Genomic DNA, 12,699 nt, shown 5'->3' with positions numbered 1-12,699 from the left:
ACCCGCTAGCACGCCGGGCGCGGCGCCGCGCGGCCCAGCGACGCAGCGCCCGGCGCGGCCGCCTCACCCGGACGGCCGCCGGATGGACCGCTCGCCGGGCGCTCTGGCCGGCCGAGCCCCGGCGCCCGCGCGTCCGCCGGATGGACGCTCGCCGGGCGCTCCAGCCGAGCCCCGGCGCCCGCCGCCTCCCCCACCCAGGTCATCGCGAGCTTGTCAATCGCATGTCGATCGCCACCCGAAAGACAAGCGAGAACGCGCCCGGCGCCCCCCATCCGACACGAAACCTGCGCGCCGTCTGGGGCCATCAGGTGGCCAATCTGTGGACAAGCATGTGGACTGTCAAACCGGGCTCGGGAACGTGATTTTTGGGTTGCAGATTGGTTCCGAAGGAGGGAGTTTAGCGCCCGGAAGTCGGGCGGCGCGCCGGGCCACGGAGCGCCAGAAATCGCAGAAAAATCAGTTGCATCGGTGTGGGCGGCGCGTCCATGCCCGGGCTGGCTTCGGCCGGCGCCGGGGCTTGGAGGGGCTGCCGCCCCGCGATCGGCGCAGGACGGGCAGCTCCGCGGAGTTGCCAGGGTCCCACGGGGTTTCCACAACCTGGGAACAACCTGTGGATTATTTGTCCCTCCTGCGTGTGGCGTGTTCCAGGATCGGGTGAGCGGGCTTCCCGTCCCCAAGCTTTTCTGGCGCTCGCTGACACACCGGTGGGCTACGTTGCGCGCCGATGTCCGCACGCAACGGCCCTGTTTCCCGCGCGCCGCGCGCGTCCCCCGCGATCGCGGGGAGCCTCGCCGGGTGGCTCGCCGCGGGCCCGGAGGTCTCCTCCGCGTTCGAGCAGGCGCGCGCGGCCACCGGCGCCGGGGTGACCGGCGCCGATCGAGGCCCTCTCGCCGAGCCTCGCGCTCCGCGCGAGCCTCACCTTTCCTGCCGTGACCGCCGTCCTCTCCCCGGAGGTCGGTCTTTCCCTGGGGTTCTGAATGGCTGACACCTCGGATATGCGCCGGGGGGCGACTCCCCCGGGCGCGCTGCGCAACCCGAAGATCGACGCGGCGATCGAGCGCGCCGCGCAGAGCGGCGATCCGGCCGAGCTGCTCGCGCTGCTCGATCGCAGCTCCGGGCTGCCCGCCCGGCGCGGTGGGGTGCGCGCCCCCGGCCCCGACCTCGGGCCGAACGCCCCCTTGCCGCGCGTGAACCTGGATCTCGCGCGGGCGGTCGGCGCGGCGATCGCGGACCGCGGCGCGCCGGCCGAGCGGCTCGTGCGGGCGCTCTGCGCGACCACCGAGGAGTACGCGCTCATCGTGGCGGCGCAGGCGCTCGCGTCGCTCGCGGTGCAGGGCGCGGCGCGGGCGGGCGGAGCGGGGCAGGCGCCGCGCGCGGGCGGCGCGCGCCGCGGGAAGGGCGGGCTCGATCCGCTCGAGGCGCTCGAGGAGCTGGCCGAGGACCCGCGGCGCATCGTGCGCGACGGGGTTGTGGCGGCGCTCCGCGCCGTCATCGCGGCGCGCGGCGACGCGGTGGTCGGCGAGCTCTCGTCCTGGACCGACGGCTACCTGCAGGCGTACGTCGCGCTCGAGGCGCTCGCCGAGCGCACGCTGCTCGCCGGGCTCTCGGCGGGCGCGGAGGTGGTCGCGCGCCTCGAGGAGGCGTTCGTGCTGTCGGATCGCTCCCCGCGCGCGGACGAGCGGCTGCAGGGCCTGCGCCTGCTCCGGCAGGGGATGCCCGCGCAGATCGCGGCCCTCGCCGGCCGCTTCCCCGAGGTCGTGCGCTGGCTCGAGGAGAAGACGGGGGCGGAGCGCCCCGAGTCGCGCGACGTCGTGGCGGGCGCGATCACCGCGCTCCGGAAGGCGTCGTTCTCGGATGCGGAGGTCGACCGCCTGTCCGCGGCGCTCGGCGCGACCGCCCCGACGCCGCGCTACGCGGCGCGCATCGTCCAGGGGACGCGCAAGCGGAGCAAGGGGCGGCGGTAGGGGCCAGGCGCCAGAGGGGACATCCCGGCAGAACGATTCGCGCTTCGGAAGGGCGCTCTGCAGGCGCCATCGAGGCGAGCCCGGCGCGGGACACGCGGCCTACCGCTTCCGCTCCCGCGTTCTTTTGCGCGCACCAACGGCTGGAGCTTTCGTGGGAGGATGGGCCTTCGCGGCGAGCTTCTCAGCCAGCATTTTCATCTGGGGCCAGCGCATGCCGAGCCTGGACAGGACGATACTCCGCACCATGCCTGCATGCAGGCGCTCCTCACCGCCGAGCGAGACCAGCGCCTCGGCGTGGATCTGCGCACTATCGAGCTTGCCGTCGACGAGCGCCTGTTCGAGCCCTCTCGCGTGCCGGGTCGCGTCCTCCGCGAAGCCCTGCCGGACATGGCGCAGCGATTCACGGCGGGAAAGCCCGAGCGTGCGGATCGTCGCCTCCCCATACTCGCTCCCATGGCGGGCGATGATGTCTCCAAGCGCGCTGAACTCCAGGTGCTCGACGGGATCTTCCACGCCGTACGGGTTCAGGAGCAGCGGCGTGTAGCGCCGGCCCGGCGCGGGCGGGCACGGGTGCGGATGTTCTCGCACCGGAAAGAGCGATCGCTTCCAGCCCGTGTTGCAACGCTCGCACGCAAGCAGCCAGTTATTCCAGTCATAGGCAAGCCAGTGATACCCGGTCGGGCTGATCTGTGCCGTGGCACGATCTCGGACGCCATAGAGCCCGTCCGCCTCGATCCCCTCGCTGGCCAGAGCCTCGACTTCGCCCTTCGGCGCGTAGTGCTCGATGGCTGGGGGGTGGTTCAGCGAGTACGTCTCGCAGTAGCCACATTTGCCGTGCTGTGCGGCCACAAACTTCCGCTTGTACTCGTCCTTGCGCCACAAGGGGAGGAAGTCCGGCACCTGCCCCGCGGCGCACGCGCTCGCCACGGCGCGGCGGACCGCACCGACCTCCTTCGCAAACCCCCTGGGGCGCTTGGGCCGCCGGAACCCGAGCATGTCCCCGCTCAACCTGCTGATTGCTTGGGCCGTCTCGCCTTTGGCTTGCTCTTTATGGGCGCCGGCTTCACCGGCCCCGGCTTTTCATCGAGCATCGCCGCGACCGTCGCCCGAGCCTGCTTCCGCTCCTCGGGCGTCAGCTCGCGCAGATCCTTCTCGACGTGCTCCGCCATCGCTTCGTGCGCCAGCCGCTCCACCCGCGTATCCGCGAACGACCCGAGCCGCCGCCGCAGCTCCTCCTCGAGCTTCACCGCCTCGGGCGCGTCGAGGCCGCGCTCGCGGATCAGCCGCTGGTGCTTGGCGAGCATGTCCAGCGTCTCGTCGTCCAGCGTTGACGGGAGCCCGAACCACTCGCCGGTGAGGATCCGTTCCGCGCCCGCGCCGGGCGGCAGATCCCGCTGGAGGATCTCCACGTTGCCTTGCGCATCCCGCCGTAGCACGTAGATTTCTCCAGGTTGTGCGCCGAGAAGCGTCAGCGGGTTGTGCGTGGTGACCACGAAGCTCATCCGCGGGAAGTGTCCGCGCACCATCGAGATCACGTCACGCTGCCATCGCGGGTGGAGGTGCAGATCGATCTCGTCGACCACGGCGACGCCGGTCATCTTCTCGTGGAAATCACCGTCGACCTCGATGTTGCGCCGCCTCGCTTCCTCGACCCAGCGCGCCACCATGTCGAGGATCCAGCCCATGGTCGTACGGTAGCCGTCGCTCAGCGCTCCAAGCGGCACCCGGCCGAGGGTGGGGCCCTCGACGTCGACCCCCTTTGCGCTCACGTGGACCGCTTTGACGTCAGGAAGCAGCTCGCATAGCGTGGAAAGGATCGCGTCGAAAAAGCGTGCATCCTGCGAATCCTTGCCGCCCTGCAACGCTGCGAGCTGCCATCGGATGAGCCAGGAATCCGGCTGCATCAGGCTGGCGCCCTCGTCGAAGAGGGTCTCGACGGCTGCGAGGGGCGTGGCATCGGCGCTGCGTCCCGAGTCGAGGAGGCCGGACCCGCGGCGGGAGCCGTAGGCCACGACGAAAGGCATGGCGGCTTCGGTGAATGTCCGCCGCCGGAGGACTTCGCCGCCTGGAGATGGCTCCAGGGTGAGCGTCGTGAGATCGTCTTCTTCGTGAGCTCCCAGGCGGATGATGGCCTTGGCACTGCCGGCCCGCACGGTGGGAGAGGTGACCCCCATTCTCCCCAGCACGGCATGAACCACATCGCTCGGAGAGAGTGCGAGCGTGAGGGCGCGCAGGATGGTGGTCTTACCGATCCCGTTGTCGCCAAGGAGGACGGTCCACTGTCCCTGGTCCTGCTTGGCCGGCGGTTTCATCGGAAGCTCTAGCAGGGGAAATCCTCGCACCCACGACAGAGATAGGCGCTTCGCCCAGAAGACTCTCGTGAGGTCGACCTCCCTCTCGGAGGCTGCCTCGGTGGCTGCTGCAACGTGCGCGGCCGCCCGGAGTGGCTCGATGGGACGCGCCTGCAAGAAGGCTAGCGCGAACGATGTGGCCACCCGACAGGCGTACGGAATCCATGCAGGGTCGCGCTCCATGCCGATGATTTCACTGATGCCTCTGATCGACATGATGGGCAGCCCGCGCACATGCGCCGCGCCGTACGCATTCAGGGACTTTACCTCGACGGCGCGGACGCTGTGCCGCAATCCATTAAAAATGGATCTCAGATCGTCGTCGCTCATCACGTAATCGCTCGCGACGATTGCACCTGCCACACAGCGAGACTTCCCGACTTTCACTCGCGGAATCGAATTAGCCAGCGTCGAGGGTGGCGTAAATTGACGCTTAAGCGACAAGGACACTTCATCTTTGAGCGAGACATCTCCTGCAAATTCATGGGCTATACTGGGAGCCGGGCCCGTGAATTCTTGATGGTTCCACCCCGACGAGATCAGCACTGGCAGGCTCGACGCCCATTTCACGACGTCTTTATGCATGTGCTCTATCGAAAGAGGCTGAGATTCACGCATTGCTTTCCTGCTCGCTTTGACGACGGCGGTCGCTACCACGACGTCTCCGAGCGTGACCTCCTCGGACGGTATCCCTGCCGCGATGCCAACGATGAGCAGCAGTCGAGGTGCCAGGTCTTGGACGAGCTCGTCGATGGCCCCCACGACATCGCTGCTGGGGAAGTCCGCGACGCAGCGGGTTACCGCGACGGTGTAGCTCTCACCTTCCTCGATGGGTAACCGGCTAATACTGTAAATCCGCGCTCTGGAGACGGTCGTCTCCCGCGGAAAGCGCTCCAGGACGGCCTCGAGCTCGTCCTCTCGGAAGGTCAAGATCCCGACATCTACCCTCGGCAACGCTTCCCGCATGCGCAGGCCCACGTCATACCACGACCGGAGGCACACGGCGGCCCTTCCGAGCGATCAGGCGTGCCGCGTACGCCGCCGAGGCGCTTGCCGGCCGCAGGTCGCCGTTCAGACGGCCTGCTGCGCCTCGTCGTTCCCCCCGCCAGCGCCCCCCTGCCGCTCCCCGGCGGCCTCGGCGAACAGGAACTGCAGCGCCCCCGGCGCGCGCCGGCGCCATGCGTCCTCGCAGTGGGTCCCGTCCTCGTCCGGGCAGAAGAGCAGGTCGGCCTCGCCGTAGCCGCGCTGGCGCAGGTGAGCCACGAGGCGCGCGGCGTCGCGCAGCACCGAGCCGTCGTCCTCCTGAGCGCCGGCGTCGATATACAGCCGCGAGCTCGCCGGGACGGCCTGGGAGGCGATGAAGTCGAAGATCTTCCGCTCCGCGAACCAGAGCGACGGCGACATGCAGAGCGCGGCCCCGAGCACGTCGGGGCGGCGGAAATGGGCGTAGAGCGCCGCGAGGCCGCCCATGGACGAGCCGCCGATCGCCGTGCCGGCCGGGTCGCGCCGCACCGCGAAGCGCTCCTGTACGGCCGGCACGATCTCGGAGGTGATCCAGCCGAGGAAGTCGTCGAGCCGCCCGTCGCTGCCGTCGCCCGGGAACGGCGACAGCTCGGTCAGCCGCTCGCTCCCGCCGTGATCGATCCCCACGAGGACGGGCGCCACGAGGCCTCGGCCCGAGAGATCGCGCACCGCTTGGTGCAGGTGCCAGCCGCCGCTGTAAGACGGGTCGTCGTGAAAGACGTTCTGCCCATCGAACAGGAAGAGCACAGGCGACGGCCCGGCGGGCGCCCCCTCGCTGGGCAGGTAGACGCGGACGTCGCGCTCCCCCTGGAAGCCGGGAATTCGATAAGGACCGAGGAGATAGATGATGTGTTCCGCCATGAGAGCTTCGAGACGGATGACCGGCGCAGCTCGTTTGCTCCGAGCACACAACCGCTCCGTCGTCCGAAGCTCAAAGCAATCGCCGGGCCGCCACTCGGCCGCTGCTCTCCGGCCGCGGAGCGCGGCGCGGCCCGGGCCATCTCGGCTCCCGGGTCGCGCCGCCCCGCCATGGCAGAACGCCTCATGCGTGACAGGCTGCTGCGAGCAGGCGGCCGCCGCCGCGGGTGCCTGGCCTAATTGCAGCTCGCCTCGGAGCTGCCGCCGAACACCGTGGTCCAGTAGGACCCGTAGGTCCCGCCTCCGGTCGCCCGCCCGATGCCGATGACCTTGTAGGCGGAGCCGAGCATGTTCTTGTTGTGGCCGTCCGAGTTCTTCCACTGCGTGAACGTCGCCTGTGCTGCCGAGTTGCCAGCGGCGATGTTCTCGGCCATGGCGGTGCCCCCGCAGCCGAGCTCGTAGCAGGCGTTGCACATGCGGGTCCAGGGCGTCCGGCCGTCGAGGCTCGTGTGCGAGAAATAGTTCTGATCGCGCATGTCCTCGCTGTGCCCCTGAGCGGCGCGGTTCATCGAGGTGCAGGCCGAGAGCGCCCCGAGGCCGTTCTGCGCGCGATACTGGTTGATGATGGTGAGGAACGCCTGCTCCTCGGTGTCGAGCGGAGTCGTGCTGGGCCCGGCGCCGCTGCACATCTGGCATGCGCCGCAGTCGCTCGAGCAGCTCGAGCAGTCCTCGCCCGCGCCGCAAACCCCATTGCCGCAGACCTCACCGCCCGTGCCTCCGGTGCCGCTCGTCGAGCCGCCCGCGCTCCCGGTGCTGCTCGTCGAGCCTCCCGTACCGCCCGCGCCTCCCGCGCCTCCCTCACCGCCCGTGCCGCTCGTCGAGCCGCTCGCGCCGCTGCCCGGCGTCGCGGGGCCGCACGCCGCCTGCACGTAGAGCCGCTTCGCGGTCCTCCTGCACGGATCACCGGAGAAGGTCGCGTTGCTCGCCCGCACGGCGCAGCTCGCCTTTCCGAGGCACGCGCGCTCCACGACGGCCTTCGACGTCGGCGCGTTGCACGAGGTGGCCGCGTAGCCGCCGCAGACGCCGCGCGGCCTGCCATAACTCGCGAACTGGATCGCCGTGATGACCTCGCCGGCAGGACAGGAGAGCTCCACATCCGAGCCCTCCGACGCGGTATCGCAGACCGCCCCCGCGAGCGGCGAGGACTGGTCGTCCGACAGCTCCGCCGACGGCTCCTCGCCGACCTCGGTCGAGGCGAGACAGCCGACTGCAGAACAGCCAGCGATGAAGGCGAGGACAAGCGTCCTGTGCAAAGCGCTCATATGCATGCTCCTTGGTTCTCTGGGCCCGTCCGAGCTCGGCCCGCCCCTGCGTCGCGGCTCGCGCCAGCACGTACGCCGGGGCACACGACACCTCGACGGGCCACCCCAGTACAGCGTTGTTCAGGGGGCGGAGTAGCGCACAGCGCGATCCCACGCAGCGCAGCGCCTCCCTTCGATTCGCTCACGACACGGTGTCACCTGACCGCTGGCATGTCCAGGCACGAAACACTCTGGCACGCATGATTTGCCGCCGGATCACTGGATCTTTTCAAGACCCATGAAACCGAGCTTCCCGGAGCTCGACGACACAGGATTTCTTCACACGAGGACGGTGTGAGACATGGAGCCATCAGGGCACAACATCTCCCCTGGTCCGAAGGGTGGGTGTCCGTGTCCGACGACAGACCGCGATCGGAAGCCCGTGGGGGCGACCACACCCTGCGAGCCTCCGCCTCCGCCCGCCGTGGATCGCGCGTCGACGCGCGCCGCGGGGAGCCACGCCGCATATCAGCAGCAGGTCAATCGAACGCCCATGAAATCCGCGCGACTCCCCCGCTCCTCGCCACACCGCCACACCGCCACACCCCCACACCGCCTGGCCGCTCGCCTGAGGGCCCTCGCCCGCTCACGTCCGCGGCAGAGCTCGCCCCTGCGTCACGCGCGGGGTGGTGGTGGATGTGGCCTCCCGCCGTACGCGCGCGCCATCTCATCCGCCCGGCACGCCGGCTGCCGCGCTCGTGGAAAGGTGGAAAGGCGGAAAGGCGGCCCGACGGCCCGATGACCCGATGACCGCGCGGCGACCCCGCAGCACGGCCGCTCGACCGCGAACCGCGAGGCCGCACCCGCGGCGGCTCCTGTGCTATGACCGCCGACCATGCGCCTCAAGGACCGCGTCGTCTTCATCACAGGAGCTTCCCGCGGGATCGGACGGGCCGTCGCCCTCGCCTGCGCGCGAGAAGGCGCGGATATCGTCGTCGCCGCGAAGACGGAGGTCGCCGAGAACCCGCGCCTCCCGGGCACGATCCACGACGTCGCCCGCGAGGTCGAGCAGCTCGGCCGCCGCGCGCTGCCCATCAAGCTCGATGTCCGCGACGACGAGGCCTGCAGGGGCGCCGTCGCCACGGCCGTCGAGCGCCTCGGGCGCATCGACGCGCTCATCAACAACGCGGGCGCGCTCTGGTGGGCCGACGTCGTGGACACACCCATGAAGAAGTTCGACCTCATCATGGGCATCAACGTGCGCGCGTCGTTCGCCCTCTCGCAGGCCGTCCTCCCCCAGATGATCGCGCAAAAATACGGCCACATCATCATGATGTCGCCCCCCGTCGACGCCGGGGCCTGCGCCCACCACGGGGCCTATGCGGTCTCCAAATTCGGCATGACGATGATCGCCGACGCCATCGCCGGCGAGTACGCCGAGCACAACATCACGGCCCACGCGCTCTGGCCCGCGACCGCGATCGAGAGCTTCGCCACGATCAACTTCGGCCTCGGCGGCCCGGAGCTCTGGCGCAAGGCGGATATCCTCGCCGACGCGACGCTCGCGCTGCTCTCGCGCGAGCCGTCGGCCCGGCGCGGCAAGGCGTGGATCGACGAGGCCCTGCTCCGCGAGGAGGGCGTCACCGACTTCTCGAAGTACCAGTGCGTGCCCGGCGTGGAGCCGCCGCACTTCCCCTTCACCGCGATCCCCAAGGCGACCACCACCAAACCATGAGGCGCGACCCGTGACCCGCGACGACGACAAGAAGACGCGCACGGCCGCCGGCGGCGGCGTCGATCCCGGGCCAGAGCTCGCCGCGGTCTTCGACGACCTGGAGACGCTGCTCAAGAACGGCGACGTGATCGAGGCGCTCACGGCGCGCGGGATCAACGCGAGCCTCGCGCTACTCGCCGCCGACGCGCTCCGCGCCTACCTTGCGGGCCGCAAGGCCGACGCGGCGGAGGACTTCGCGACCGTCGCGGAGGAGATCCGCGGCCGGCTCGCCGCGAGCGCCGAGGCGCGGGGGTCGGACGACGGATCGCCAGGGGAGCCGTCACGCTCGAACGGGAGGCGCTGAATGGGCACGAGCTTCGAAGCAGAGCAGACACCGAGGCCAGGCGAGGGCGCGCGGCCGGCGCCGCCCTGGGAGCCGGCCGCGGCCCTCTCCGGCGCCGACTACTCGGCCGTCGAGCTGGCGCAGGGCGACGACCGCGTGTTCCTCCTCGAGCAGCGCGAGCTGCCCGAGCGCGAGCGCTACCTCACGCTGACCGACTCCGCCGGCGTCGCCGAGGCCATCCGGACGATGGCGGTCCGCGGCGCCCCGGCCATCGGCATCGCCGCCGCGTACGGGATGGCGCTCGCCGCGCGCGCCGCCCGCGACGAGGGCGCCTCCAGCTACGTCGCCGCCATGCGGGCGGCGGGGGAGCACCTCGCCTCGGCCCGGCCCACCGCCGTGAACCTCGGGTGGGCGGTGCGGCGCGCGATCGCCGCGGCCCTGCAGAACGCCGGGCGCCGCGGCGAGGAGCGCGCGCGGGAGCTCGCCGAGCTCGCCCGCGAGATCCACCGGGAAGACGTCGCCGCCTGCCACCAGATGGGCCGCGCCGGCGCCGCGCGCCTGCCGGAGTCGGGCACGGTCCTCACCCACTGCAACGCGGGCGCGCTCGCGACCGGCGGCTACGGCACGGCGCTCGGCGTGATCCGCGCCGCCATCGAGGAGGGCAAGGCGCTCCGCGTGCTCGCGTGCGAGACCCGCCCGTACCTCCAGGGCGCCCGCCTCACCGCCTGGGAGCTCCAGCGGGACGGCATCCCCGTCGAGGTGATCTCCGACTCGATGGCCGCGTGGTTCATGCAGAAGGGCGAGATCGGCGCCGTCGTCGTCGGGGCCGACCGCATCGCGCGGAACGGCGACGTCGCGAACAAGATCGGGACCTACGGCCTCGCCTGCCTCGCGCGCCACCACGGCATCCCGTTCTACGTGGCCGCCCCGTGGAGCACGATCGACCTCGCCACCGACAGCGGCGCGTCGATCCCGATCGAGGAGCGGAGCCGCGACGAGCTCGCCGTCGTCGGCGGCCGCCGGGTCGTCCCGCCCGGGGTGCCCGTCCGGCACCCGGCGTTCGACGTCACCCCCGCGGAGCTCGTCACGGCCGTCTTCACCGAGCGCGGCAAGCTGACGACGCGCGAGATCAGCCGCTCCGTGCCGCCTGCGCCGCCGGCCGGCTAGCGCACCTCCCCCTCGCGCTCCCCCGCCGCATGGGCTAAGGACACCCCTGATGGCGCAGTTCTCGCCCAAACCTGAATGGCTCAAGGTCCGCGCTCCCGGGGGTGACACGTACCACCACCTCAAGGAGACGTTCCGCAAGCTCGATCTCCACACGGTCTGCGAGGAGGCGCGCTGCCCGAACGTCGGCGAGTGCTGGCGCGAGGGGACCGCGACGGTGATGCTCCTCGGCGACGTGTGCACGCGCGGCTGCCGCTTCTGCGCGGTCACGACGGGCGATCCGCGCGGCGCGGTCGACGTGCGCGAGCCGGAGCACGTGGCCCGCGCCATCGCCCGGCTCTCGCTCCAGTACGTCGTGATGACGATGGTCAACCGCGACGACCTGCTCGACGGCGGGGCCGAGCACGTCGCCCGCACGGTGAGCCGCCTGCACGCGCTCCGGCCCGACCTGCTCATCGAGACGCTGGTCGGCGACTTCCAGGGCCACATGAGCGCCGTCGACATGGTGGTCGACGCCGGGCCCGACGTCTTCGCCCACAACGTCGAGGTCGTCCGCCGCATCACGCGCGTCATCCGCGACGTCCGGTCGAGCTACGACCAGTCGCTCGCCGTGCTCCGGCGCGCGAAGGAGCGCCAGCGGCGCCTCGCCGCCGAGGCCGCGGAGGCCGGCGCGCCCGCGCCGCGGCGGCTCACCAAGAGCTCGATCATGGTCGGCATCGGCGAGACGGACGACGAGGTCCTGGAGGCGCTCCGCGACCTTCGTGAGGCCGGGGTCGACATCGTGACGATCGGCCAGTACCTCCGCCCCTCCTCGAAGCACGCGCCCGTGCAGCGCTTCGTCGAGCCCGAGACCTTCGCCGCGTTCGAGCGCGCGGCGCTCGAGATGGGCTTCCTCTACGCCGCCAGCGCGCCGCTCGTTCGGTCGAGCTACAAGGCGGCCGAGGTCTTCGTCCGCAGCCTGATGGACCGAGGCGGCGCGGCGCTGCCCGCCGGCGCCTCCCCGGGCGGCGCGCCGGCCGTCGAGGCGCTCCTCGAAGAGCGCCTGGCCGTGGCGCGCCGCGAGGCCGCCCGCCTCACCGCAGAGCTCGACCCGGACGAGCCCCGCCCGCCCGACGGCCCGGCGGCCGCGTCCGCCAGCGCCGCGCGCCTCGTCCCGGCGGCCTCCCTCGTCCGCCGCTAGAGCGCCACTCAGCAAGCGGCTTGACGCTTCCGGGCGTTTGGCCGAGCGTGTTGGACGGCAGGAGGGTCCAACACAACGATGTCCGCTCCCATCAACAGGCGCCCCGGCGGCATCGCGCCTCGCGCATCGCGCCTCGGCTCGGAGACGCCGCGCGTGCGCGTGGCGTCGATCCTGGCCCAGGCCGCGAGGGCCTACAGCGCGCGCCCTCCCATCGAAGACATCACGATGCCCACCGGCTTCGATCCGGCCGCGGTGGCGCTCTTCGAGACGATCATCGAGGCCGCGTTCCTCGTCGCGAACGCCGACGGCCACTTCGACGACGAGGAGCGCGGGCGCTTCCAGGCGATCGTCGCCGGCGCCTGCCAGAACCTCGTCCACGAGAAGCAGATCGAGGCGCTCCTCGCCGACCTCGGCGAGATGCTGGCCGAGGACGGGCTGGAGAAGCGCATCAGCATGGTCGCCCGCACGATCGCGCGGACCGAGCACCAGCGCGAGGTGCTCCGCGTGGCGGCGTCCATGGCGCACGCCTCCGGCGGCGTGAGCGCGCAGGAGCACGGCGTGCTCGAGCAGCTCGCGCGCGGCTTCAAGCTCGACGTGGCCGCCGTCGACGAGGCCCTCGCGCAGGCAGCCGAGCCCGTGAACGTCTAGCGTGGACATCAGCGCCGCCGCGTACGGCGGGAGACGCGCATCAGGGCGCGCCGGTTCGAGCTCGCCGCGGCGAGTCAAACCCCGAGGCTGATCGCTGCGACGAGTCAACGTCACCCCAACGTCACGCGTAAAGCGAATGAGCGTACGCCGCGT

11 protein-coding genes are annotated in these 12,699 nt (G+C 71.2%); 6 read left to right on the top strand and 5 right to left on the bottom strand.

The features are described 5' to 3' along the window. Positions 1 to 5: 5 nt before the first annotated feature. Entirely contained in the window at positions 6 to 203 is a 198-nt protein-coding gene (locus WMF44_RS08530) for a hypothetical protein (RefSeq protein WP_437298632.1), read from the bottom strand. A 774-nt stretch (positions 204 to 977) separates the two neighbouring features. On the opposite strand from WMF44_RS08530, the gene WMF44_RS08525 reads away from it, so the two are divergent. Continuing rightward, positions 978 to 1,964 (top strand): hypothetical protein, encoded by a 987-nt coding sequence (locus tag WMF44_RS08525; RefSeq protein WP_437298631.1) that lies wholly within the window; start codon positions 978 to 980, stop codon positions 1,962 to 1,964. A gap of 99 nt (positions 1,965 to 2,063) precedes the next feature. Here WMF44_RS08525 and WMF44_RS08520 read toward each other — a convergent pair whose 3' ends face one another. The 4 genes from WMF44_RS08520 to WMF44_RS08505 all read right to left on the bottom strand — a co-directional run bounded on the left by WMF44_RS08520 (position 2,064) and on the right by WMF44_RS08505 (position 7,518). Further along, positions 2,064 to 2,960 carry a hypothetical protein gene (locus WMF44_RS08520; RefSeq protein ID WP_437298630.1) on the bottom strand — a complete coding sequence of 299 codons (897 nt, stop codon included), beginning with the start codon at positions 2,958 to 2,960 and terminating at the stop codon, positions 2,064 to 2,066. Between the two features lie 8 nt (positions 2,961 to 2,968). Then, positions 2,969 to 5,245 (bottom strand): AAA family ATPase, encoded by a 2,277-nt coding sequence (locus tag WMF44_RS08515; protein WP_437298629.1) that lies wholly within the window; start codon positions 5,243 to 5,245, stop codon positions 2,969 to 2,971. Positions 5,246 to 5,386: 141 nt separating this feature from the next. After that, complete coding sequence (locus tag WMF44_RS08510) at positions 5,387 to 6,199, bottom strand: alpha/beta hydrolase (RefSeq protein ID WP_437298628.1); 813 nt, start codon at positions 6,197 to 6,199, stop codon at positions 5,387 to 5,389. 233 nt (positions 6,200 to 6,432) lie between these two features. Continuing rightward, positions 6,433 to 7,518 (bottom strand): CAP domain-containing protein, encoded by a 1,086-nt coding sequence (locus tag WMF44_RS08505; RefSeq protein WP_437298627.1) that lies wholly within the window; start codon positions 7,516 to 7,518, stop codon positions 6,433 to 6,435. 874 nt (positions 7,519 to 8,392) lie between these two features. Between WMF44_RS08505 and WMF44_RS08500 the strand changes: the two genes are divergently transcribed. The 5 genes from WMF44_RS08500 (at position 8,393) to WMF44_RS08480 (ending at position 12,546) form a co-directional block, all read left to right on the top strand. Further along, positions 8,393 to 9,232 carry an SDR family oxidoreductase gene (locus WMF44_RS08500; RefSeq protein WP_437298626.1) on the top strand — a complete coding sequence of 280 codons (840 nt, stop codon included), beginning with the start codon at positions 8,393 to 8,395 and terminating at the stop codon, positions 9,230 to 9,232. A gap of 10 nt (positions 9,233 to 9,242) precedes the next feature. Further along, positions 9,243 to 9,575, top strand: coding sequence for a hypothetical protein (locus WMF44_RS08495; protein ID WP_437298625.1), 333 nt, complete (start codon positions 9,243 to 9,245; stop codon positions 9,573 to 9,575). Further along, positions 9,576 to 10,721, top strand: coding sequence for an S-methyl-5-thioribose-1-phosphate isomerase (mtnA, locus tag WMF44_RS08490; RefSeq protein ID WP_437298624.1), 1,146 nt, complete (start codon positions 9,576 to 9,578; stop codon positions 10,719 to 10,721). Between the two features lie 49 nt (positions 10,722 to 10,770). Next, on the top strand, positions 10,771 to 11,898 hold the full coding sequence (gene lipA / locus WMF44_RS08485; RefSeq protein ID WP_437298623.1) for a lipoyl synthase: 1,128 nt from the start codon (positions 10,771 to 10,773) through the stop codon (positions 11,896 to 11,898). Between the two features lie 78 nt (positions 11,899 to 11,976). Beyond that, positions 11,977 to 12,546: a tellurite resistance TerB family protein gene (locus tag WMF44_RS08480; RefSeq protein WP_437298622.1), complete on the top strand. Its 570-nt coding sequence runs from the start codon at positions 11,977 to 11,979 to the stop codon at positions 12,544 to 12,546. Positions 12,547 to 12,699: the final 153 nt, after the last annotated feature.

Origin of the sequence: Sorangium sp. So ce426, from assembly GCF_051475585.1 — a bacterium.
Taxonomy (GTDB): domain Bacteria; phylum Myxococcota_A; class Polyangia; order Polyangiales; family Polyangiaceae; genus Sorangium; species Sorangium cellulosum_B.
The sequence above is the reverse complement of the archived record's forward strand: the minus strand, read 5'-3'. Positions and strand labels throughout refer to the sequence as shown.